The organism is Bradyrhizobium sp. LB11.1, from assembly GCF_040549385.1.
Taxonomy (GTDB): Bacteria; Pseudomonadota; Alphaproteobacteria; order Rhizobiales; family Xanthobacteraceae; genus Bradyrhizobium.
In genome coordinates this window covers 506,995-528,583 of record NZ_JBEPTH010000003.1, presented here as the reverse complement: position 1 = coordinate 528,583, position 21,589 = coordinate 506,995, and the positions used below count along the sequence as shown (strand labels likewise).

The following is a 21,589-nucleotide window of genomic DNA, read 5'->3' as shown; positions in this document are numbered from 1 at the left end:
AGGCCGCATTGAGCCCGCGCAATCGGGAGCGAGCGAATGGGGCCGCTGAAGGGCATCAAGGTCGTCGACATGACCACCGTGCTGATGGGGCCTTATGCGACCCAGATGCTCGGCGACTATGGTGCCGACGTGATCAAGGTGGAATCGCTCGATGGCGACGTCACCCGCCTGATTGGCCCGATGCGGCACACCGGCATGGGCCCGGTGTTCCTCAACACCAACCGCAGCAAGCGTTCGATCTGCCTCGATCTGAAGAAGCCCGCGGGACGCGAGGCCGTGCTGCGGCTTCTCAGGGACGCCGACGTGCTCGTCTATAACGTCCGCCCGCAGGCGATGGCGCGGCTTCAACTCGGCTACGACGTTGTTTCCGAAATCAATCCGCGTCTGGTCTATGCTGGCGTGTTCGGCTTCGGGCAGGACGGGCCCTATGCCGCAAAACCTGCCTATGATGATTTGATCCAGGGTGCGACCGCGCTGCCGGCGCTGATGGCGCAGACCGGTGACGGCGTGCCGCGCTATGTGCCGAACGCGCTGGTCGATCGCATCGTGGGGTTGACCGCTGTCGGTGCGATCTGCGCCAGCCTCGTGCATCGCGACCGCACCGGGCGCGGCCAGCGTGTCGACATCCCGATGTTCGAGACCATGGCCGGCTTCGTCATGGGCGACCACATGGGCGGGCTCACTTACGAGCCGCCGCTCGACAAGGGCGGCTACGCCCGCCATCTCTCGCGCGACCGCAGGCCGTACAAGACCTCGGACGGCTATCTGAGCGTTATCGTCTACAACGACAAGCAGTGGGAGAACTTCTTCAAGGCCACGGGCCGCGACGATCTGCGCGCCGATCCCAAATTCGCGACCTTCGCCGGCCGCGCCGCCAACATCGACGTGGTCTATGCCGAGCTCGCCCGCATTTTTGAGACGCGTGCCACCGCAGAGTGGATCGACCTTTTGACCAAGGCCGACGTGCCGGTCATGCCGATGCACGATCTCGCGTCGATCCTGCACGATGAGCATCTGGAGGCGACCGGCTTCTTCCCGGTCGTCGACCATCCGACCGAAGGCCCGATCCGCAGCATGAAGGTGACGGCAACCTGGTCGGAAACCGAGGCTGAGCCGGTGCGGCTGGCGCCGCGGCTCAACGAGCACGGCGCGGAGATTTTGCGCGAGATCGGATACTCCGCGGACGAGATCGCGGCCATAGTTCGCGACGGCGTCACGCGCCCGGTGCCGGAGTAGGGAGTACCTCATGAGCTACATCACCGGCGTCGGCCTCACGTCCTACGGCAAGCATGAAGGCTGGTCCTCGCTCGATCTGATGAGCAAGGCGGCGCAAGCCGCGCTTGACGATGCCGGGCTCAAGCGCGCCGAGATCGACGGCATCCTCTGCGGCTACTCCACCGTCTCGCCGCACATCATGCTGGCGACCGTCTTCGCCGAGCATTTCGGCATTCGTCCGTCTTATGCCCACGCCGTCCAGGTTGGGGGCGCCACCGGGCTTGCGATGACGATGCTCGCGCATCATCTCGTCGTGTCGGGTGTCTGCCGCAACGTGCTTGTTGTCGCCGGCGAGAACCGCCTGACCGGGCAGAGCCGCGACGCTTCGATCCAGGCCCTGGCCCAGGTCGGGCATCCCGACTACGAGGTGCCGCTGGGACCGACTATTCCTGCATATTATGGTCTGGTCGCCAAGCGCTACATGCATGAATACGGCGTGACCGAAGAGGATCTTGCCGAATTCGCGGTGCTGATGCGCGCGCATGCCTGCACGCACCCCGGCGCGCAATTTCACGACCTCATCACGGTCGCCGACGTCATGGCCTCGAAGCCGGTCGCAATGCCGCTCAAGCTGCTCGACTGCTGCCCGGTCTCCGACGGTGGCGCGGCCTTCGTCATCAGCCGCGAGCGGATCGGCGAGGCCGGCGTGCGCATCCGCGGCTGCGCCCAGGCCCATACGCATCAGCATGTCACCACTGCGCCCGCGCTCAGCCAACTCGGTGCAGAAATCTCGATTGCGCGCGCCAAGGAGGCCACGGGTCTCGCGATCTCCGACGTGCGCTATTCCGCGATCTACGACAGTTTCACCATCACGCTCGCGATGCTGCTGGAAGACCTCGGCCTTGCTGGCCGCGGCGAGGCGGCGGCTCGCGTGCGCGCCGGTCATTTCAACCGTAATGGCGCGATGCCGCTCAACACCCATGGTGGCTTGCTCAGCTATGGCCATTGCGGCGTCGGCGGCGCCATGGCGCATCTGGTCGAGGCGCATTTGCAGATGACGGGGCGGGCGGCGAATCGTCAGGTCCGCGATGCCTCGATCGCGCTTTTGCACGGCGATGGCGGCGTGCTGTCGTCCCATGTCAGCATGTTTCTGGAGCAGGTGCGATGAGCGAACGAATCGCTGACTGGACCAAGGGCGAGCAGGCGATCGCATTTCAGAGCTGCGGCGCCTGCGGCCACGTGCAGTATTTCCACCGCGCCTTCTGTGCGACCTGCGGCGCGGCCGATCCGCGCGAGGCACGCGCCAGCGGCAAGGGCAGGGTCTATGCGACCTCGCTGGTCTGCCGCGCCGCGACGCCCGAGACGCGCGCGCACGTGCTCTACAACATCCTGCTGGTCGATTGCGCCGAAGGCTTTCGCATGATGGCGCATGGCGAGAAGGATCTCGCCATCGGCGACGAGGTCGATGCGAGCTATATGCCGTTCGCCGGAAAGCTCGTGCCGTTCTTCACCAGAAAGAAATAGTGGGATTTCGTCATTCGGGGGCGGTCCAAAGGACCGAGCCTGGAACGGGTATTCTGGGCCTGGCTTGTGCGAGAGCCACCCCGGAATGACGAAAACTCTGAAACTCCAACTCAACGCACGTAGAACAATACGCTGGCGATGACGAGCATCGCCATCACCGCCAGCATATGCGCGAGCGCTTCCGAGGCCGCCCCCTTGGTGGCTTCCTTCATGCCGATTCTCCCTAGACTTGGGCGTGACTCATCGTTGTGCGCACTGCACACCCGACGGCCAATTGTTTTTACTCGGAACACCCCATGTCGAGTATTTGCTGCAATGTGTCCCCACGCGGCGAATATCGACTGTGCCAGGGTCGATCAGCAATGCGGCGGCATTTTGACTCGATAATGTTGCTCCTGCGGTCGAGCGCGAATACAGTTTCAGGGAACTTTGCCCGACAACGACAATAAGTATCAAAGGCTCCGGGACAATTTCCGGGAAAAACTCAAGGTAAATCATGGCCCGCATCGACTACAGCGATCCGTCCAAGGCAACCGACCGCACCCGCGAAATCCTCGACAAGAATCGCAACGCCAATATCTTTCGCATGATGTCGCACGCGCCGAGCTATTTTGAACAATACTGCCGCCTCGGCGGCGCGATCCGCCACAAGGGCGAGCTCGATCCTGTTGTGCGCGAGCTTGCGATCACCCGCACCGGCATTTTGTGCGAGGCGCCGTACGAGATCATCGCGCACAAGCGCATCGGCAAGAATGTCGGCGTCACCGACGCGCAGAACGAGGCGCTCGAAAACTGGCAGGCTGCGACCTGCTTCGACGAGACCCAGCGCGCCGCGCTCGCTTTCACCGATGAGATCGTGAAACTGAAGAAGCCGACGGACGCGACCTTCAAGGCGATCGCCGCGAGGCTGACGCCGGCCGCGCTCGTCGAGCTGCAGCTCTCGGTCGGCTTCTACATTATGACCTCAAAGTTCCTTGAGACCTTCGAGATTGATCTTCAGCCCGTCACGGAAGTGGTAGGCTGATCAGGCGCTGCCGCGAGGGATGGCCATGACGATCGATGAATATGCGGCCTGGGCCGCAACCATTGCGAAAGTCGATGAGCATCCCTCGAACGAGCGCCTGTCCTATCTCGGGCTCGGTCTCGCCAGTGAATCCGGCGAGGTCGCTGATCACATCAAGAAGCTGCTGCGCGACGACTGGCTCGACAAGGCGGGTCTCGTCGACGAGCTCGGCGATGTCGTCTACTACTGGGCCTGCCTGTGCGCCGCGACGGGCCAGCAGCCATCCGACGTGCTCAAGGCGAGCGCAGCCAAAATCAAGCGACGGCTCAGCGAGGCGGCAAGCCGGTAGGCGCCGCTCACGTCGATGTCAAGATATCCACCTTGGTGTTGGCGACGATCAGGCGATCCGCCAGCAACTGCGCCAGATTGCGCATGATGCGCTCGCTCGCACGCGGGTGCTGCCTGCGAAAACGCTCGAAATCTTTGAGCGGGACTTCGAACGCGGTCGCAGCCATGTCCGCGAACACGTCGGCGGAGCGGGCGGTCTCGATCAGCGCCATCTCGCCAAAGGCCATGCCGGCGGTGAGCGTCGCCAGCCGCACGCCGTCGGGCAGGGTGACATGCACCGCGCCGCTGCGCAGGAAGAACAGGGCATCGGCGGGATCGCCTGTGGTGAGGATCTTTGCGCCGGACCGATAGGTCCGGATCGTGCTGATCGAGGCAAGGTCCGTCAGCTCCTCGGCGCTGAGGCCGTCGAGCAGCGGCTGTTCCGACAGCTCGGTGGTCTCGTGAAAATCGATCGAGCCGCCATGGCGGTAGACGATCTGGTCTTCTGCCCATTCGATCGCGGTATCGAGCAGATAGAAGTCGCGAACGTTCTTCAGTTCTGCGGTCCACTCTCGCAGCGTGTCCCATTCCTTGGAGGCACGCCGGACACCTGAAATCACCACGGTCACATTCAGCGCGGCGAGCTCTTCGAAGGCTTCGGCGATGAGCCGGGCGCCGGCGCGCGTGGTGGAGGTGACACGATGCAGGTCGAACACGACGATTTGCGGCGGCGATTGCCCCGCGAGCCGGCGCGTCACGTAGTCGACCGCCGACAACGACAGCACGCCGACCAGCTCGATCACGCGCACAGCCTCTTCGTGCGCGGCCAGAATGTCGCGCTCCTGCTGACGGCGGACGCGGCGTGACGGGCTCTTGCCGATGTCGTAGTCGGCGATCACGGCGTTGCGGGCGTCGTCGCTGCGGTTGAGCATGTGCAGGTCGTAATGCGAGGACAGCGCCTCGCAGACCTTGATGCCGCGCACGCTGTTGCCGTGCTTGTCGAGCTTTGGCGAATAGCTGCCGAGGCCGAGGCGGGCGGGAAGGGCCGCGAGAATGCCGCCACCGACGCCGCTCTTGGCGGGAATGCCGATCCGGTAGATCCATTCGCCGGCATAATCGTACATGCCCGACGACGTCATCACCGATAGCGTGCGCGAGATCGCATACGGCGTCAGCACCTGTTCGCCCGTGACCGGATTGACGCCGCGATTGGCAAGCGTCGCCGCCATCACCGCGATGTCGCGCGCGGTGACCAGCACCGCGCATTGCCGGAAATAGACGTCGAGGACGCCCGCGACATTGTCCGAGATCACCGCATTGGTCTTGAGGAGATAGCCGATGGCACGGTTGCGGTCGCCGGTCTGGCTCTCCGATGTGTACACAGCCTCGTCCACGGCGAGGTCGCGTCCGGCAAAGCGGCTGAGCGCGAGCCGGATCTGCTCGAAGGCCTCGGCGCCCTTGCTCGCATGGATCAGCCCGGTGCAGGCGATCGCGCCCGCATTGACCATCGGGTTGAACGGATGGTTTTCGGAATTGAGCCGGATCGAGTTGAAGGGGTCGCCGGAGGGCTCGACGCCGATCGCGCTCTCGACCTTACCTGCGCCGAGCAGATCCAGCGCCAGCGCGAACACGAACGGTTTCGACATCGACTGGATGGTGAAGGGCACTCGGCTGTCGCCGACCTCGTAGACATGGCCGTCGAGTGTCGCGAGGCTGATGCCAAAACAGGCAGGATCGGCCTTGCTCAGCTCGGGAATGTAATCAGCGACCGCGCCTGAGGACTCGGCGGAGAATTCATTGAGGCAAGTGTCGAGAAACCGCAGCAGCGGCGGCTTCGAGCGGGTCCAGGCAGAGGCGGGCGGCGGTTGCGCTATCATTGCCTCCCTTGTGCATCGCAATCCAGGCATGCGCAACCCGCCGGAGGGCTCGCTGCCGTGACGCCCGAACGCAAGACGGCGCGCGCCATCGCGCTATCATGTGTCTCAGATTGTCGCGGACCGAGAAGCCGCAACGGCGCGTGCTCAGCTCGCGACGATCGCGATAGCTTGACCTTCCGCAACGAGGTCATCGATCCCTACGAGCAGCGATGTGAGCGTGCCGGCCGCAGGCGAGGGCACCGGTATCTCCATCTTCATGGCTTCGATCACCACAATTTCGTCGCCATCCGCAACGGTTCCTCCAACTTGCACGGGAGTTGCGCAGATGCGGCCGGCGACCTCCGTGACGATCTTAATTTCTGGCATGCCATCGCCTTTTTGTTGTCGTTGCAAAATGCCTGAGGTAGCGTCGTCTGCAAGTGGAATTTAATTCCGCACAGCGGAACAATCGGTAGGGATCATGGGACGACGTTCGGAGCGGTTGAGTAGACAAGGTGCACTCGCTGGCGATGCCGGTGAAGGTGATGTCATCCAGGTGGTGTCGCGCGCGTTCGACGTGTTGCGATGCTTCGAGGGCCACGATAGCAGGCTTGGCAATCTCGAGATTTCAAATCGCTGCGGCCTGCCGCGTTCAACGGTGTCGCGGCTCACCCACACGCTGACGCGCATGGGCCAGCTGGTCTATCTGCCGCGTGACCAGAAGTATCGCATCGGCCCGAGCGCCGTGGCGATGAGCGCCTCGATGATGAAGGGCGCACAGCTGCGCAGCATGATCCGCCAGCGCCTCCAGGAAGTCGCCGAGCAATTGCCGGGCACGGTCGGCTTCGTCGTTCCCGATCGCTTCCATCTGGTCTATCTCCAGTTCGCGCGCTCGGCCTCCGCGCTTGGTCTGCACGAGGGCACCGGCAGCCGCATCTCGATGGCCTCGACCGCTGCTGGCGCCGCCTACACGGCGGCCTTGTCGCCGGAAGTCGGCGATGCCTACATCGCGGAAATGGAGCGCGAAGCGCCCGAAGCTGCAAAGATCCTCAAGCCCCGCATCGAGGCCAACCGGCAGTCGCTGCGCGAGCGCGGCTATGTCGTGGCCTGCGGCCTGTGGAGCCCGCACATCAATGGCCTCGCGATGCCGATCTGGTCGCCGCAGTACCAGACCTTCGTGGTCATCACGATCGGTCTTCTCTCGTCGATGTATGACGAGCAGCGTCTGCATGCCGAAGTCGCGCCGCTGATGCTCGCGCTCGGCCGTTCGCTCGGCAGCCTGATGGAGGGCGCCGAAGGCGACGTCTTCAACGCTCGTATCTCGCGCAAACCGGTCGCAATGGCTGTGCACAACAATAACAAGCCGATCAATTCGGAGGGAGTGAATGAACTGGAAGCCGGAACTCGACGAGCTCGCCCGGCGCGAAGCCTTCGCGCGGGAGATGGGCGGCGTTGACAAGGTCAAGCGACAGCATGACCAGGGCCGGCTGACTGTTCGGGAGCGCATCGACAGACTGATCGACAAGGGTAGCTTCCACGAGATCGGTGCCGTCTCCGGCATCGGTGAGTACGATCCCAACGGCGAGCTGAAAACCATGACACCGGCGAACTGCGTGTTCGGCCGGGCGCGCGTTGACGGCCGCACGGTCGTCGTGGTCGGTGACGATTTCACGGTGCGCGGCGGCTCGGCGGATGCGTCGATCTCCGCGAAACCGTTGATGGCGGAGGAGATGGCGCACGACTTCCGTCTGCCCATCGTCCGCATCATCGAGGGTTCCGGTGGCGGCGGCTCGGTCAAGACCATCGAGACCAAGGGCGCGGCGAATTTGCCGGGCGGCATCGGCGGCACGCGCTGGTATCGCTTCACGACGGAAAACCTGTCGCGCGTGCCGGTGGTCGCACTCGGCCTCGGCTCGGTCGCCGGCCTTGGCGCGGCGCGCCTTGCCGCCAGCCACTATTCCATCATGACGCGGAAGTCCGCGATGTTCGTCGCGGGACCGCCGGTGGTGAAGGCGCTGGGCCAAAATCTCTCGAAGGAGGAACTCGGCGGCGCCGACATTCAGACCAAGGCCGGCGCGGTCGACCATGCCGTCGACACCGAGGAGGAGGCTTTTGCCTGCGCGCGGCGCTTCCTGTCCTATCTGCCGTCATCGGTCCACGAGTTGCCGCCAACCTTGCCCTGCATCGACAATCCGGAGCGCAGCGAAGAGGCGCTGATGAATGCGGTGCCGCGCAACCGCAAGCAGGTCTACAAGATGCGGCCGATCATCGAGCAGGTCGTCGACAAGGGCTCGTTCTTCGAAGTCGCCTCCAATTTCGGCAAGCCGATCATCGTGGGACTTGCGCGGCTCGAAGGCAGGGCGGTGATGCTGCTCGCCAGCGACAGCTTTCACTATGGCGGCTCCTGGACGGCGGATGCCTGCCAGAAGGTGGTGCGCTGGGTCGACTTCGCCGAGACCTTCCATCTGCCGATCGTCTATCTCATGGACTGCCCGGGCTTCATGATCGGCCTCGATGCCGAGAAGGCGGCAACCATCCGTCATGGCGTGCGCGCCATGGCCGCGGTCAACCAGACCACCGTGCCCTGGTGCACGGTGATCCTCCGCAACGCGTTCGGCGTCGCCGGCGTGGTGCATCAGCCGGCCGACCGCTTCTCGATCCGCTACGCCTGGCCGTCGGCCTATTGGGGCTCGCTGCCGCTCGAAGGTGGCATCGAGGCCGCCTATCGGGCCGACATTGACGCCGCCGAGGACAAGGCCGCCAAACTCAACGAGATCCAGGAGCGGCTCAACAAGCTGCGCTCGCCGTTCCGCTCGGCCGAAAAATTCTGGGTCGAGGAGATCATCGACCCGCGCAAGACGCGCTCGCTGCTCTGCGAGTTCGCGCGGCTGGCCGAGCCGCTGCGAAAAGCAGGGCCGCCGGAGAACATGACGATCCGGCCGTAACGCCTGCCGTCATTGCGAGCGCTTATCCGCCGAAGCTCGAAGAGCGAAGGCGGAAGCGACACGATTCAGCGTCTCACCGCGAACACGGTCCGGGTTGGCTTGTCTCAATCGGGACACATTCGAATCAGCTGCGCCCAAATCCAGCCATTTTTCGCCGCTCTTCAGGCCCATTTCGGTCAAACCGATATCGGTAGCTCATCGCGGGGCAGGCCCTCCAGACGGAGTCCTGCAATGATCAAGTCAGTAATTTCTGCGTGTTTGCTAATTGCCATTAGTTCAGTTGCCTCCGAAGCGCGACCCTCTCGCAATGTTCAAGCGCCTGGGTGCAACGTCACCATGCCCTGCGACTTCTCGTATGTGCAAACGCAACGCGAACGGGCTCCCAGGCATTCCCTGCAAGCCTATCGCGCAACGCAAATGAAGGTGACCGACGCGGGGTACACCGCCACGACAATCAGCGTGTCCGGCGGTGGTCGCATCATTGGCGGCCGTCCGGCCGGTTGTCCCTCGTCCTTCTGCGGCTGTGGCGCGGCGCTGCGCGTCTTCGGCCATCACGTGCCGGAATTGAACCTCGCTGCCAACTGGCTGCGTTTCCCGCGGACGTCGCCGGCGCCGGGAATGGTTGCAGCGCGCCGCGGGCACGTCTTCGTTCTGGAGCAGCCTCTCGGCGGCGACATGTGGATGGCCTATGACGCCAATTCGGGCGGTCACGCCACCCGCATGCACGCGCGTTCACTGCGAGGCTACACCATCGTCAACCCGCACGGCTGAGACGACGGGGAGGGTGCTCGGACTCATCACACCCGCAGCACCTTCCCCGGATTCATGATGTTCTGCGGGTCGAGCGCGCGCTTGATGGTGCGCATGATGTCGAGCTCGGTCTTCGAGCGGTAGTGGCTGAGCTCGTCGAGCTTTTCGATGCCGATGCCGTGCTCCGCCGAGATCGAGCCGCCCATCGAGGTGATGATGTCGTTCACGGCGCGTGTGATCGCGGCGGTGTATTGGTTCAGCGTCTGCTGATCCATGCCCTTCGGCCCCATGAACGAAAAGTGCAGATTGCCGTCGCCGATATGCCCCAAAGGATAGGGGCGAATGCTCGGGAGAATATCGAGTACGGCCTTGAGCCCCTTGTCGACGAACTCCGGAATTCTGGAGATCGCCACCGACACGTCGTAGCTGATCCCCGGACCCTCGGCGCGGGAGGCCTCGGCCATGGCTTCCCGGATGCGCCACATGTTGCGCGATTGACTGACGGTCTGCGCAATCACCGCATCGAGCACGCGACCGGCATCGAGTTGATCGGCGAGAAACTGCTCCAGCTTCTCCGACATGCCAGCGGCCCCGTCCTGCCGCGGGCGCGAGGACGACCATTCAAGCAGCAGGTACCACGGCGTATCCGCCTTGAGCGGATCCTGGACGCCGGGGATGTGGCGCATCACGAGATCGACGGCCGCGCGGCTCAGCAGCTCGCAGGACCCGACATTGTCCTCGGAGGCCGCATGCGCTTCGGAGAGGATCTCCAGCGCCGCGCTGGGATCGCGGACAGCCAGCCACGCCGTGCAGACGTCCTTCGGCGCCGGCCATAGCTTGAGGACCGCCTTGGTGATGATGCCGAGCGTCCCTTCGGCGCCCATGAAGAGATGCTTGAGGTCGTAGCCCGTATTGTCCTTCTTGAGCGCACGCAATCCGTTCCAGACGTCGCCGTTGGGCAGGACGACCTCGAGCCCGAACACCAGGTTGCGCGCGTTGCCGTAGCGCAGCACCTGCACGCCGCCGGCGTTGGTGGAAAGATTACCGCCGATCATGCAGGAGCCCTCGGCGCCAAGGCTCAACGGCAGGAACCTGTCGTGCTTGGCCGCGGTCTCCTGCAGCGTCTGCAAAACGCAGCCGGCCTCGACCGTCATCGCATAGCCGACGGGATCGACCTCCAGCACGCGGTTCATGCGACCGAGCGACAGCACGATGCCGGTGTGCGCAGGCCAGGGCGTGGCGGCGCCCATCAGCCCCGTGTTGCCACCCTGCGGCACGATCGCGACGCCGTGTTCGTGGCAAAGCCGGACCACTTTCGAGACCTCCTCGGTGCTGCCGGGACGTATGACGGCCCCGGCGCCGCCAACCAGCAGCCCGCGCCAGTCCGTGACGAACGGCTGTTTGCTGTGTTCGTCTTCGATAAATCCCTTCTCGCCCACGATCGCGCGCAACGCGTCGCGCAGCTGGGCGGTCAAAGGCGCGGTCGGAATGGTGGGTACGGGCGACGGGAAGGCAGTCGGCATTTTGTTTCCTCTGGCGCATCTTGGTGTGCACTGCGCGCGCGAAGCGCTTGGGGAGCATTGTCCACGTTTGGTCCGGGAAGTCTAACGGCAATATCGGTAACACCAGGACAAACTCCGGCAACATCTCTCAATATCCCCGCCAACAATTTGTGCCTGTCCCGGTCTGACTTGATCGCCGCCCGTCGGGCAAAACACCCTGTCAATCCCTCCGCCCAAAAACATTCCTATTTACCGAAATTCGGATATAGCGCATATTGTGCCCATCCCGCCCGCTACAAGGGCGTTTCGCGATCGTCACGAGACGCGGGCAGGGAGGCGGTGGCCGCGACGACGTCGGCGCGTAGTCCAGGCTGCAGGGCGTAGCTCCTTCAATGGTGCTGCGTGAGCAGCGTGAGCGCGGCACGACACGGCGTTGACAGCGTTCTCGTTCGGTCCCGATGGCGAGCGCACGCCAGCCATCGGGACAAAGGCGGGGATGTGCGCGGACGGCAAAATCGTGTGGTCCTGGCGCCCGGAGTCTGTGCGTCAAGTCTTGTGGTGATGTGTGTCGTCCAACCGGGCCCGCACATCAGCCATCCGCAAGGCGACGGGGGCAATAGCGCATCGCTCCCCGGGGAGAGCGCGACATAAGCCGTAAAGCCATTGCGCAGGGAAGGCCGGGCGTTCCGGCGTCACCTGTTGTCCAACCCGTGCGCGTCTTTTCCGCACACGGGACGCGGGTGCCAGTCGGCGCCCGGCCTTCCCTGCGCCCTTTCTTAAACAGGGTGCGAAGAAGATCGCAAAGCTCGGGCGGAACAGGCCGCGAGAACGCGGAAGTGTGTCCGTGAAAAGTATGCCTGCAAGTAAGACGTAAATCAGAGAGCGCGACTATGCCCCTTGCTCCGTCATTGCGAGCGCAGCGAAGCAATCCAGACTGTCTCCACGGAGGGATTCTGGATTGCTTCGCTGCGCTCGTTATGACGAGGAGGATGGAGCTATGCGCTCTCCGTCTCCCGATGCACGTCGTGCACCACGAGCCCCATGCCTTCGTCCGGCATCTTGATCCAGTCGCGGCGCTTCAACGTGCGCTTGGTGTCCTCGTAGCCGCTCGTCCAGTGCTCGCGCATCGAGGTGCCCGAGAACTCGTGATCCTTGGCGTCGCCCTCATAGGCCTTCTGCTGGTAGATCAGGTGCAGGATGGCGATCTCCGGCATGTGGCAGAGGCTCGTCTTGAGGCCACGATCCTCGTCGGAAAGCTGCTCGTCCGGGATCTTCGCGAGCGCCTTGTAGAGCAGCACTTTGAGATTATGGGCGCGGCGGTAGACGTCGGTATTGTGGCGGGTGCGCGAGGAATACATGATGTCCTTGTGGCGGGCCATCACGTCCTGGATCGAGCGCGGCAGCACGCCGCGGGCGCTGAACAGGTCGACCTGGAACACCAGCGAATTGAGCGCGTCCTCCTGGTCGAGCAGATGTTGCAGCGGCGTGTTGGAGACGATGCCGCCGTCCCAGAAATGATCGGTGCCGATCCGCACCATCGGCAACGCCGGCGGCAGCGCGCCGGAGGCCATGACGTGCTCAGGTTCGATCTCGTCATGGGCGTTGTCGAAATAGATGAAATTGCCCGACAGCACGTTCACCGCACCGACGGCAAAGCGGGTCTTCTTCGTTGATGAGATCGAAGTCGCAGAGCTCGAGCAGCGTCGCCTTGAGCGCTGCGGTGTCGTATTAGCTGGTCGCGGTCCGGGCGCCGATAGGGCTGAGCCAGGGATTGGTCTGATGTGGGGTGAAGAAGCCCGGCTGGCCCATCGCGGACGTCATCCAGGAGCTGTAGAGGTTGCGCCACTGCCGGAAGATGTCACCATCGGGCGTGTAGTGCCAGATCTTGCGGTTGGTGATGCGCTCCCAGAAGATGCGCAGTGCCTCGAGCCGCTTCTCCGGCTTGTTGCCGGCGATGATCGCGGAGTTGATCGCGCCGATCGAGACGCCGGTGACCCAGTCCGGCTCGATGCCGGCCTCGTGCAGCGCCTGGTAGACGCCGGCCTGGTAGGCGCCGAGCGCCCCGCCGCCTTGCAGGACCAGCGCGACGCGGTCGCAGCGCTCGGGCCGCCAGCCCCGTGCGGGCGGCTGATGGATCTGATGTGTCGGTTGCGACGTGCGGGCGTCCATGGTGATGCCTCCTGCTTATCCCAAACGATTGCGGGCGGTGGTGACGGCGTGATGACAAAGTTGGCGCCGATGCATCCTTTGCATGCAGGTCAACCGCGACGGGAATGGCGGAGGTCGTGTCCCTGACCGCAATCGTCACACCGCAGTCAAGGACTGTGGCTAGCAATTTGCATCGAGGCGAGATGTTGCCGGCCGAGCATCACACAGGAGACCAGGATGCGCAGGGAAGACGTACTGAGACTTCCGTCCATGCCGGCGGCAGGGCCGAGCTATCCGGCCGGCCCGTACCGCTTCGTCAACCGCGAATTCCTCGTCATCACCTACGAGACCGACCCGGACCTGATCCGTGCCGGTCTGCCGGAGCCGTTGGAGCCGATCGATCAGCCGATCGTGCACTATGAATGGATCAAGATGCCTGATTCCTCCGGCTTCGGCAGCTACACCGAGTCCGGTCTCGTGATCCCGGCGCGGCTGCGCGGCGAGGAGGTCAACTTCGTTTCTCAGATGTATCTCGACGATGATCCGCCGATCGCGGCGGGCCGCGAGATCTGGGGCTTTCCCAAGAAATATGCCCATCCGAAACTCGAGATCGTCAAGGACACGCTGACGGGCACGCTGGAATATGCCGGCCAGCTCGTCGCCATGGGCACGATGGGTTACAAGCACGAGAGCATGGCCGGCAACGGCGATCTCACCCGCGCCACGCTGTCGAAGACGCAGGTCAATCTGAAGATGATTCCGGGCGTCGACGGACACCTCGAGGTCTGCCAGCTGGTCGCGATCAACCTCATCGATATCGTGCCGAAGGGCTCCTGGATGGGCCCCGGCCGGCTCCATTTGGTGCCGCACGTCAATGCGCCGGTTGCGGATTTCCCGGTTCGCCGCTGCATCGGCGCGCATCATTACATCGCCGATCTGACGCTGCCGTTCGGCCGCGTGGTGCACGATTACATCAAGGAAGCGGAGACTGCAGCCGCCACGGGGCTGGCCGCGGAGTAGGGCGGCACAGCATCATCAAACTGTAACACTGGCGTAATGTAATCGAGTACCCGCGAAGATCCGGAGGAGACGAACAGTCCCTCGGATCTGGGCTGCATTGACGTGGGAGCGAATATGGTCGAGGCGGCAAAGCTTGCCAGCGTGATGTCGGATGTTGCGCCGGCCATTCCCGGCCTGGTCTGGGCGTTCCGCCTGCACAGCGATGGCAGCGCCGAGGCGCTGCCGATCGACCAGCCGATCGAGTTCAGCCATGACGGCCGGCTCTGGCTGCATTTCAATCTGACAGACGCGCGCGTGCGGTCGTGGATTGCGGCCTCACAGCTGCCGCCGCTGGCGCGCGACCTCCTGTTGTCGAACGACACGTTCCAGCAGCTTCACGTCATCGATCATTGCGTCTACGGCGTGTTCTCCGATCTCGTCCGCGACATCGATGCTGCGACTGAAGAGACCGCGTTCCTGCGCTTCGCCATGACCGAGCATTTGCTGGTCTCGGGCCGCCACCAGGCGCTGTGTTCGGCGGATGCGACGCGGCGCGTGCTCGAAGGCGGTTATCGCGTCGACAATGTCGCCCATCTGCTGGAAAAGATCGTCGACGAGGTCGCCGACACGCTTGACAGGATGGCCGACACGCTGGGCCAGGAGGTCGACGGCATCGAGGAACGCATCCTCGCCGATGATGTGAAACCGGAGATGCGCCGTACGCTTGGAAGGTTGCGCCGGACCTGTGTCAGGTTGCACCGCCAGCTCACCGGCCTGCGCGTGCTGTTTCACCGGCTCGACCAGAAGAACACCGATCATTTGTCGCCGGGCTTGCGCATTCAGGCCGGAAAGCTCGCCCAGCGCCTCGACGGTCTCGATCACGACATCGTCGAGCTCCGCGAGCGCAGCCGCCTGCTCGAGGAGGAGCTGCGCTTCAAGAACGAGGAGGAGAGCAACAAGCATCTCCATACGCTGTCGATCGTGACGACGCTGCTGCTGCCGCCGACACTAATCACCGGCATCTTCGGCATGAACACCAAGGGCCTGCCGCTCACCGACGTCGACGAGGGCTTTATTTATGCCGCCGTGCTGATGGCGTCGTCGATTGGAGCGGCCTATCTGTTCATGCGGCGCACCGGCATCTTCAAAAAGTAGCGCATGCCAGCCGGTGTCAGCCGTGAGTGCGATTGCCCAGATATTTGCGTTACGACTCTCGCTCGTGATCGCGGCGGTGTTGTTCGCGAACACCGGCGCATTCGCCGGCGCCAAGGACGAAAGCGCCGCCGACTGGCTGTTCCCAGAATGGTTCAACGAGTGGCATGACGGTCTCGTCAACAAGGGGCTGAATTTCGGCGCGACCTACATCGCCGACAACATCGGCAATGTGTCGGGCGGAGTGTCGCGCGGCGCCATCCAATTCGGACGGCTCGATCTTTCGGTCGACGCCGATCTCGACAAGCTGGTCGGCTGGACCGGCGGCCGCTTCTACGCCAACGGCTACATCATCTATGGGCGCGGGCTGAGCCGCAACTACATCCACAACCTCGCCACGATCAGCGAGATCGAGGCGCTGCCTGACCAGCGGCTCTACAACGCCTATTTCGAGCAGAGCCTCTTCAACGACCGTCTGAACATCAGGGCCGGCCAGCAGGCCGCCGACGTCGAATTTTTCGACAGCCAGACCGACGACCTCTTCATCAATGGCACTTTCGGCTGGCCCGCGATCAAGGCGACCAACCTGCCGGCCGGCGGCCCGGCGCCGCCGATCGCGGTGCCCGGTATTCGCGTCAAAGCTCAGGTCGCGGACAACGTCACCGTCTTCGGCGCGATCTTCAACGGCAATCCGGCCGCGCCCGGCGATGGAGATCCGCAGACGCGCGACAATCATGGTCTCGCCTTTCGCGTCAACGATCCGCCCTGGCTGATCGGGCAGGTCGACTTTGACTATCACGTCGACATCGGCGGAAGCGCGCTTGCCGGCAATGTCACACCCGGAGGCTGGTATCATTTCGGCGACTTCGACAGTCAGCGCTTTGCTGCGGACGGATTCTCGCTCGCAGACCCGACTGGATCCGGCATTCCGGCGAAGCTTCGCGGCAATTACGGAATCTATGCAGTCGTCGAGCAGGCCCTCTGGCGGCCGCCAGGGACAGAAACCGAAAAGACCGTGTCGGCCTCGATCCCCGGCGTCACTGCCTTCGGCCGCATCGCCTACAGCCCGCCCGACCGCAATCTGATCGACCTCTACCTCGACGGCGGCGTCGGCTTTGTCGGCTTTGCGGCCGGCCGTCCGCTCGATCGGTTCGGAATCGGATTGGCCTATATGCGGATTTCGGGCGCAGCACGCAGCCTCGACGTCGATACGCAGTTTTTCAACGGCATCCAGAGCCCGGTGCGCAGCAGCGAGGCCTTGCTCGAAATCATCTACGAGGCGCACATCAAGCCGGGCTGGCTGATCGCGCCTTACTTCCAATACGTGTTCCAGCCGTCCGGCGGCATTCCGAACCCGGGCGATCCGACCGGCGTGTCGCGGATTGGTGACGCCGCAGTGTTCGGCGTCACCACCACGATCAAGTACTAGGCCATCGCGGGTTTCGGTTGCGGTTTCGGCTGCCGCGACAGTGTCAGTACGATCAGCGAAGCCAACACGCAGAGCGCGCCGGCGATGAAGAAGGCGGGCAGGTAGCTCTGGAGCAATGTCCGCGACAGGCCCGCGCCAAAGGCAGCAGCACCGGCGCCGAGCTGATGGCCCGCAAAGATCCAGCCGAACACCAGATTGGCGCGTTCGGGCCCGAATTTCTGCGCGGTTAGTCGCACCGTCGGCGGCACGGTCGCGATCCAGTCGAGACCGTAGAACATCGCGAAGATCGACAGGCCGTAGAACGAAAAATCGCTGAACGGCAGGAAGATCAGCGAGAGCCCGCGCAGGCCGTAATACCAGAACAGCAGGAAGCGATTGTCATACCGGTCCGACAGCCAGCCCGACATGATGGTGCCGAAGAAGTCGAAGATGCCCATCGCCGCCAGCAGGCTCGCAGCCTGTACCTGCGGGATGCCGAAATCGAGACACATCGGGATCAGGTGCACCTGCACGAGACCGTTGGTCGAGGCGCCGCAGACGAAGAAGGTCGCAAACAGGATCCAGAACGCGCGCGACTTCGAGGCGTCACGCAGCGTGCCGAGCGCCACGGCTGTGATCGACCCGTTGTTCGCGGGCGGCGCGGGCAGCGGCTCGGTGCCCTCATCGCCGAAGGGGCGCAGGCCGAGATCGCTCGGCCGATCGCACATCACGAGCAGCACTGCCAATGCGGACACGCCGAGCATGATGCAGACGAAGCCGAGCGCCAGGCGCCAGCCGTAACGTTCGGTGAGGCTTGCGAGCAGCGGCAGGAACACGAGCTGGCCGGTGGCGACGCTCGCGGTCAGGACGCCGACGACGAGGCCCCGCCTTGCTGCGAACCAGCGGGTTGCGATGGTGGCGCCCAGCACCAGCGCGGTCATGCCGGTGCCGATGCCGATCACCACGCCCCACAACGCCACGAGCTGCCAGACCTGCGTCATGCCGAGCGAGGCCACCAGGGCCGAGACCACGATGAGTTGCGCGGTCAGCGTGACGTTGCGCAGGCCGTAGCGGTTGAGCAGGGCCGCCGCGAACGGCGCCATCAGCCCGAACAGGATGAAGCGGATCGAGAGCGCGGAGGAGATTTCAGCGGTGCTCCAGCCGAACTCCTTTTGCAGCGGAACGATGAACACGCCGGGTGCGCCGACCGTGCCGGCGCTGATCAGCGCGGCGAAGAAGGTTACGCCAACCATCACCCAGCCGTAGTGGATGTTGCGGCGGCCGAGCGCGGCCGCGAGCCAGTTCGAGATCATTGCCCCTCAATCGTGGTTGGCGGGCGCCGGGAGACCCGCGTCATTGTTGCAGTCTGGCACGTAAACGGGAAGTCTGAAATGACGGACTTCCCTCAATTCAGGACATCTCCGCTTTGATACCGAAGCTGCAAATGCAACCGCGCCGGGCCTGAGAAATTGTCGTGGTTCGAACGGAGGAGGGCTGCTTACCGCTTCCGATTCACAAACGCCTGCATCAGCCGCGTAGGCTCGTCCGTCAGGAACGACTCGCCGAACACCTTGACGCTGAGGTTCACCGACTCCGTCAGCGGCAGTTCCTCCCATTGTCGCAGCAGTGCCTTCTGCGAGCGCAGCGCCTCGGGGCCGCATTCGAGCAGCGCTTTCACGACGTGCTCGACTTCGGCGTCGAGCCCGCCCTCCGGCGCGACCTTGTCGATCAGGCCCCAGGCAAGCGCCGTCGGCGCGTCGATATTCTCCGCGGTCATCACCAGCCAGCGCGCGCGGGCCCAGCCGATCAGGCGCGGCAACAGCGCGGCATGGATCACCGACGGGATGCCGACGCGAACCTCCGGCATGCCGAAATGCGCATCTTTCGCGGCGATCCGGAAGTCGCAGGCCGCCGCAACCTCGAGCCCGCCGCCGAGGCACCAGCCGGGCATGCGCGCGATCACGGGGGTGGGGAATTGGCGCACGGCTTCGCAGAGATCGCGCAGGCGGCTGATGAAGGCCTCGGCCGATGTCTGGTCGAGCTTGGCCATCTCCTTGATGTCGGCGCCGCCGATCATGCTCTTCTCGCTCTGGCCGCGCAGCACCACGACGCGAATGCTTCGGTCAGAAGAGAGCTGCTGCAGGCCTTCGCGAACCGCGTCGGTCACGGGCGAGCCCAGAATATTCAGCGAGCCGGCATTGCAAATTGCGACATGAACGACGCCGCGCGCATCGCGCGTCACGCCGCAGTGGTTGTTGAGCATTTCCATCGTGGGATCTCGAAGGTTGGTGGACATGCGCGACAGCACGCCGGTCGGCATTACTTCCGGGCCGAAATGCGTCCCTTGTCAAGCGGGTGGGTTGGAGTTGCCAGCGCGAAGTCCGCAACATAGTATGACATAAATCATACAAAGAGGCCACCCGTGACCGAACCCGCCCAACTCGAGCTATTTTCAGCCGCGCTGCGGCGCGAGCGCGTGGTGGACTGGCAGGTGCCTGCGCCCGTTGCAAAGGCGGCGCTGGGCTTGTCCGGCATCGACGCCATGCTCGGCATTCGTGACGGCCGGTTGCCGCCGCCGCCGTTCGCAAAGCTGATCGGTTTCATCATGGCTGTGGTCGAGCCGGGCCGGATCGTGATGGAACTGGAGCCGCGCGAGGACTTAGAGAATACCATCGGGCTGCTGCATGGCGCGACTGCCGCCGCGCTTCTCGACACCGCCATGGGCTGCGCGATTTCGACGCGGCTTGAGGCCGGACAGTCATCAGTAACTCTCGACCTGAAAATGACCTTCCTTCGTCCGCTCTCGGTCCGGTCGGGGCTGATCTCGGCCGAAGGCAAAATCATCAAGCTGGGGCGCCAGACCAGCTACACCGAAGGTTTCGTGCGCGACGGCAGGGGGGCCCTCGCAGTCCATGCAACTGCAACCTTTTCCATGATCGGCAACAATTTTACGGGGAATTAATGCGCCGTCGGACCGATATCCGTGTTATAAGATGACCTCCGACATCCAATGAGAGCCGCATGCGCTATTCTCGGGAACACAAGCAGGAAACCCACGACCGCATCGTGAAGAAGGCGTCTGTGCGGCTGCGCGAAAAGGGGGCCCATGGCATCGGCGTCGCCGACCTCATGAAAGAGGCGGGCCTCACCCATGGCGGCTTCTACGCGCATTTCGATTCCCGCGAGGCGCTGGTGATCGAGGCCTTTGCCTATGCGATGGACCGCTCGGTCGAGCATTGGCGCAAGCAGTCCGATCAGGTTGCGCCCGAGAAACAGCTGACGCAGATCGTCGAGACTTATCTCTCGGTACTCCACCGTGATAATCCCGGCCATGGCTGCTCGATCCCCGCGCTCGGCGCCGAGATCGCCCGCGAGAGCCCGAAGACGCGAAAAGCCTTTGCCGGCAAGCTCGACGAGATGATCGAGATGATGACCGATTTCATCCCCAATCTGCCGCGCAAGGCCGCGCGCAAGCAGGCGATCGCCACGCTGGCGACGATGGCCGGCACCCTGCTGCTGGCGCGCATTGCCGGCTCGAGCGAGCTGTCGGACGAGGTGCTGAAGGCGGGCAAGGACAGTGCGCTCGACAGCGCACGGCGTGAGCCTGCGAAGGCTGTACCGGCCAGGAAGAAGCAGAACTAGGCGAGATGCTGGAGGGTGGGCAAAGCGAAGCGTGCCCACCAGTTAGCCGTGAGTCGAGAGAGATGGTGGGCACGGCGTTAGGGCGCCTTTGCCCACGAGACCGTCGTTCACCGCCCCGCAAACAACGCCCGCTCGCGTTCCACGATCTCGCCGATGTAATCCGCCACCGCCCTGATCCGCGCGAGATCCTTGCTGTCGGCGTGCATCAGCATCCAGAACGTCCGGGTGATCGAGATCTCTTCCGGCAGCACCGCGACGAGCTGCGGATAGTCGCTCGCCATGAAATGCGGCAGCACCGCGATGCCGAAGCCCGCGAGCGTGGCGTTGAGCTGCGCGATCAGATTGGCGCTGCGCAGGCGCGCGGAGATCCGCGGCGACACCTGCGGCAGATAGTCGAGCTCGGGCGTGAACAGCAGCTCCTCGATGTAGCCGACGAAGCGGTGCTGTGGCAGCACCTCGCGTGAGGTGATCTTGGGGAAGCGACCGAGATAAGCGGGCGACGCGTAGAGCCCGAGGCGGTAGTCGAGCAGTTTGCGGCCGACGATGCGGCCTTCCTTCGGCATCGTCAGACTGATGGCGATATCCGCTTCGCGCTTGGAGAGACTGAACAGCCGCGCAGTGGCTACAAGTTGCAGATCGAGATCGGGATAGCGGTCCGCGAAGGGCGCCAGCCGCGGTGCCAGGAAGGCGGTGCCGAACCCGTCGGGCGCGCCGATCCGCACCGTTCCGGTCAGCCGCGCCACCGAGCCGCCGACCTGCTCCTGGTTGGCGACGATGGTCGATTCCATGGCTTCGGCGCTGTCGGCGACGCGCTGGCCGGCCTCGGTGAGGAGATAGCCGGTCTTGCGCCGGTCAAACAGTTTAGCGGAGAGGTGCTTTTCCAGCCGGTCGACGCGGCGGATAACCGTGGCATGGTCGACTCCGAGCTGTTTTGCCGCAGCCGACACCGAGCCGCCCCGCACGATGGCCAGCACGAAGCGAAAGTCGTCCCAGTCGATGTGACCTTGATCCAGCATTTTCGCACATCTATGGTGCATTATCTCAGACTTGAATCCTATAAAATGCAGGTCGATAGGATTTGTCAAAGCATTCAAGCTCGGCCTCAAGGAGATCATTCC

The 21,589-nt window shown here is 63.9% G+C and carries 19 protein-coding genes and 1 pseudogene; 13 read left to right on the top strand and 7 right to left on the bottom strand.

What is annotated here, in order from left to right; genetic code table 11:
- Nucleotides 1-36: 36 nt before the first annotated feature.
- The 5 genes from ABIA96_RS10230 (at nt 37) to ABIA96_RS10210 (ending at nt 4,091) form a co-directional block, all read left to right on the top strand.
- Entirely contained in the window at nt 37-1,236 is a 1,200-nt protein-coding gene (locus tag ABIA96_RS10230; protein WP_354136908.1) for a CaiB/BaiF CoA transferase family protein, read from the top strand.
- A gap of 10 nt (nt 1,237-1,246) precedes the next feature.
- The gene (locus ABIA96_RS10225; protein WP_354136907.1) at nt 1,247-2,383 is read left to right on the top strand and encodes a thiolase family protein; all 1,137 of its coding nucleotides are present in this window, start codon (nt 1,247-1,249) and stop codon (nt 2,381-2,383) included.
- The gene (locus ABIA96_RS10220) at nt 2,380-2,739 is read left to right on the top strand and encodes a Zn-ribbon domain-containing OB-fold protein (protein WP_354136906.1); all 360 of its coding nucleotides are present in this window, start codon (nt 2,380-2,382) and stop codon (nt 2,737-2,739) included. Before ABIA96_RS10225 ends, ABIA96_RS10220 begins: the two co-directional genes overlap by 4 nt.
- A gap of 496 nt (nt 2,740-3,235) precedes the next feature.
- Nucleotides 3,236-3,763 carry a carboxymuconolactone decarboxylase family protein gene (locus ABIA96_RS10215; RefSeq protein WP_354136905.1) on the top strand — a complete coding sequence of 176 codons (528 nt, stop codon included), beginning with the start codon at nt 3,236-3,238 and terminating at the stop codon, nt 3,761-3,763.
- Nucleotides 3,764-3,788: 25 nt separating this feature from the next.
- Entirely contained in the window at nt 3,789-4,091 is a 303-nt protein-coding gene (locus ABIA96_RS10210) for a nucleoside triphosphate pyrophosphohydrolase family protein (RefSeq protein WP_354136904.1), read from the top strand.
- 7 nt (nt 4,092-4,098) lie between these two features.
- On the opposite strand, the gene glsA is transcribed toward ABIA96_RS10210, so the two are convergent.
- Both glsA and ABIA96_RS10200 read right to left on the bottom strand, forming a co-directional pair.
- On the bottom strand, nt 4,099-5,946 hold the full coding sequence (gene glsA / locus ABIA96_RS10205) for a glutaminase A (RefSeq protein WP_354136903.1): 1,848 nt from the start codon (nt 5,944-5,946) through the stop codon (nt 4,099-4,101).
- 144 nt (nt 5,947-6,090) lie between these two features.
- Nucleotides 6,091-6,312 carry an acyl-CoA carboxylase biotin carboxyl carrier protein subunit gene (locus ABIA96_RS10200; RefSeq protein ID WP_354136902.1) on the bottom strand — a complete coding sequence of 74 codons (222 nt, stop codon included), beginning with the start codon at nt 6,310-6,312 and terminating at the stop codon, nt 6,091-6,093.
- A 94-nt stretch (nt 6,313-6,406) separates the two neighbouring features.
- Between ABIA96_RS10200 and ABIA96_RS10195 the strand changes: the two genes are divergently transcribed.
- The 3 genes from ABIA96_RS10195 (at nt 6,407) to ABIA96_RS10185 (ending at nt 9,641) form a co-directional block, all read left to right on the top strand.
- Nucleotides 6,407-7,381 carry an IclR family transcriptional regulator gene (locus tag ABIA96_RS10195; RefSeq protein ID WP_354136901.1) on the top strand — a complete coding sequence of 325 codons (975 nt, stop codon included), beginning with the start codon at nt 6,407-6,409 and terminating at the stop codon, nt 7,379-7,381.
- Nucleotides 7,311-8,870 carry an acyl-CoA carboxylase subunit beta gene (locus ABIA96_RS10190; protein WP_354136900.1) on the top strand — a complete coding sequence of 520 codons (1,560 nt, stop codon included), beginning with the start codon at nt 7,311-7,313 and terminating at the stop codon, nt 8,868-8,870. The genes ABIA96_RS10195 and ABIA96_RS10190 overlap by 71 nt, the downstream gene beginning before the upstream one ends.
- Before the next feature lie 417 nt (nt 8,871-9,287).
- Entirely contained in the window at nt 9,288-9,641 is a 354-nt protein-coding gene (locus ABIA96_RS10185) for a hypothetical protein (protein WP_354136899.1), read from the top strand.
- A gap of 26 nt (nt 9,642-9,667) precedes the next feature.
- Here the strand turns inward: ABIA96_RS10185 and ABIA96_RS10180 are convergent, their stop codons facing one another.
- Nucleotides 9,668-11,143, bottom strand: coding sequence for an FAD-binding oxidoreductase (locus ABIA96_RS10180; RefSeq protein ID WP_354136898.1), 1,476 nt, complete (start codon nt 11,141-11,143; stop codon nt 9,668-9,670).
- A gap of 974 nt (nt 11,144-12,117) precedes the next feature.
- Nucleotides 12,118-13,291 (bottom strand): annotated as a pseudogene (locus ABIA96_RS10175) (patatin-like phospholipase family protein).
- Nucleotides 13,292-13,507: 216 nt separating this feature from the next.
- Here ABIA96_RS10175 and ABIA96_RS10170 point away from each other — a divergent pair.
- The 3 genes from ABIA96_RS10170 to ABIA96_RS10160 all read left to right on the top strand — a co-directional run bounded on the left by ABIA96_RS10170 (nt 13,508) and on the right by ABIA96_RS10160 (nt 16,850).
- A complete protein-coding gene (locus tag ABIA96_RS10170) occupies nt 13,508-14,290 on the top strand; it encodes an acetoacetate decarboxylase (protein WP_354136897.1) in 783 nt (260 codons plus the stop codon).
- A 114-nt stretch (nt 14,291-14,404) separates the two neighbouring features.
- Complete coding sequence (locus tag ABIA96_RS10165; protein WP_354136896.1) at nt 14,405-15,424, top strand: transporter; 1,020 nt, start codon at nt 14,405-14,407, stop codon at nt 15,422-15,424.
- A 22-nt stretch (nt 15,425-15,446) separates the two neighbouring features.
- Complete coding sequence (locus tag ABIA96_RS10160; protein ID WP_502918806.1) at nt 15,447-16,850, top strand: carbohydrate porin; 1,404 nt, start codon at nt 15,447-15,449, stop codon at nt 16,848-16,850.
- Here ABIA96_RS10160 and ABIA96_RS10155 read toward each other — a convergent pair.
- Both ABIA96_RS10155 and ABIA96_RS10150 read right to left on the bottom strand, forming a co-directional pair.
- The gene (locus ABIA96_RS10155) at nt 16,847-18,142 is read right to left on the bottom strand and encodes an MFS transporter (RefSeq protein ID WP_354136895.1); all 1,296 of its coding nucleotides are present in this window, start codon (nt 18,140-18,142) and stop codon (nt 16,847-16,849) included. The two genes, ABIA96_RS10160 and ABIA96_RS10155, sit on opposite strands and share 4 nt — an antisense overlap.
- A 185-nt stretch (nt 18,143-18,327) precedes the next feature.
- Nucleotides 18,328-19,098 (bottom strand): enoyl-CoA hydratase, encoded by a 771-nt coding sequence (locus ABIA96_RS10150; protein ID WP_354136894.1) that lies wholly within the window; start codon nt 19,096-19,098, stop codon nt 18,328-18,330.
- A gap of 153 nt (nt 19,099-19,251) precedes the next feature.
- Between ABIA96_RS10150 and ABIA96_RS10145 the strand changes: the two genes are divergently transcribed.
- Nucleotides 19,252-19,791, top strand: a complete 540-nt coding sequence (locus ABIA96_RS10145; protein ID WP_354136893.1) for a PaaI family thioesterase — start codon at nt 19,252-19,254, stop codon at nt 19,789-19,791.
- Nucleotides 19,792-19,850: 59 nt separating this feature from the next.
- Entirely contained in the window at nt 19,851-20,471 is a 621-nt protein-coding gene (locus ABIA96_RS10140; protein ID WP_354136892.1) for a TetR/AcrR family transcriptional regulator, read from the top strand.
- A 107-nt stretch (nt 20,472-20,578) separates the two neighbouring features.
- Here ABIA96_RS10140 and ABIA96_RS10135 read toward each other — a convergent pair whose 3' ends face one another.
- A complete protein-coding gene (locus ABIA96_RS10135; protein ID WP_354136891.1) occupies nt 20,579-21,487 on the bottom strand; it encodes a LysR family transcriptional regulator in 909 nt (302 codons plus the stop codon).
- Nucleotides 21,488-21,589 lie beyond the last annotated feature (102 nt).

Bases quoted from the DNA above. Each gene is read 5' to 3' on its own strand.
- ABIA96_RS10230 (WP_354136908.1), top strand. From the start codon at position 37: ATGGGGCCGCTGAAGGGCATCAAGGTCGTCGACATGACCACCGTGCTG.
- ABIA96_RS10225 (WP_354136907.1), top strand. From the start codon at position 1,247: ATGAGCTACATCACCGGCGTCGGCCTCACGTCCTACGGCAAGCATGAA.
- ABIA96_RS10220 (WP_354136906.1), top strand. From the start codon at position 2,380: ATGAGCGAACGAATCGCTGACTGGACCAAGGGCGAGCAGGCGATCGCA.
- ABIA96_RS10215 (WP_354136905.1), top strand. From the start codon at position 3,236: ATGGCCCGCATCGACTACAGCGATCCGTCCAAGGCAACCGACCGCACC.
- ABIA96_RS10210 (WP_354136904.1), top strand. From the start codon at position 3,789: ATGACGATCGATGAATATGCGGCCTGGGCCGCAACCATTGCGAAAGTC.
- glsA (WP_354136903.1), bottom strand. From the start codon at position 5,946: ATGATAGCGCAACCGCCGCCCGCCTCTGCCTGGACCCGCTCGAAGCCG.
- ABIA96_RS10200 (WP_354136902.1), bottom strand. From the start codon at position 6,312: ATGCCAGAAATTAAGATCGTCACGGAGGTCGCCGGCCGCATCTGCGCA.
- ABIA96_RS10195 (WP_354136901.1), top strand. From the start codon at position 6,407: ATGGGACGACGTTCGGAGCGGTTGAGTAGACAAGGTGCACTCGCTGGC.
- ABIA96_RS10190 (WP_354136900.1), top strand. From the start codon at position 7,311: ATGAACTGGAAGCCGGAACTCGACGAGCTCGCCCGGCGCGAAGCCTTC.
- ABIA96_RS10185 (WP_354136899.1), top strand. From the start codon at position 9,288: ATGAAGGTGACCGACGCGGGGTACACCGCCACGACAATCAGCGTGTCC.
- ABIA96_RS10180 (WP_354136898.1), bottom strand. From the start codon at position 11,143: ATGCCGACTGCCTTCCCGTCGCCCGTACCCACCATTCCGACCGCGCCT.
- ABIA96_RS10170 (WP_354136897.1), top strand. From the start codon at position 13,508: ATGCGCAGGGAAGACGTACTGAGACTTCCGTCCATGCCGGCGGCAGGG.
- ABIA96_RS10165 (WP_354136896.1), top strand. From the start codon at position 14,405: ATGGTCGAGGCGGCAAAGCTTGCCAGCGTGATGTCGGATGTTGCGCCG.
- ABIA96_RS10155 (WP_354136895.1), bottom strand. From the start codon at position 18,142: ATGATCTCGAACTGGCTCGCGGCCGCGCTCGGCCGCCGCAACATCCAC.
- ABIA96_RS10150 (WP_354136894.1), bottom strand. From the start codon at position 19,098: ATGGAAATGCTCAACAACCACTGCGGCGTGACGCGCGATGCGCGCGGC.
- ABIA96_RS10140 (WP_354136892.1), top strand. From the start codon at position 19,851: ATGCGCTATTCTCGGGAACACAAGCAGGAAACCCACGACCGCATCGTG.
- ABIA96_RS10135 (WP_354136891.1), bottom strand. From the start codon at position 21,487: ATGCTGGATCAAGGTCACATCGACTGGGACGACTTTCGCTTCGTGCTG.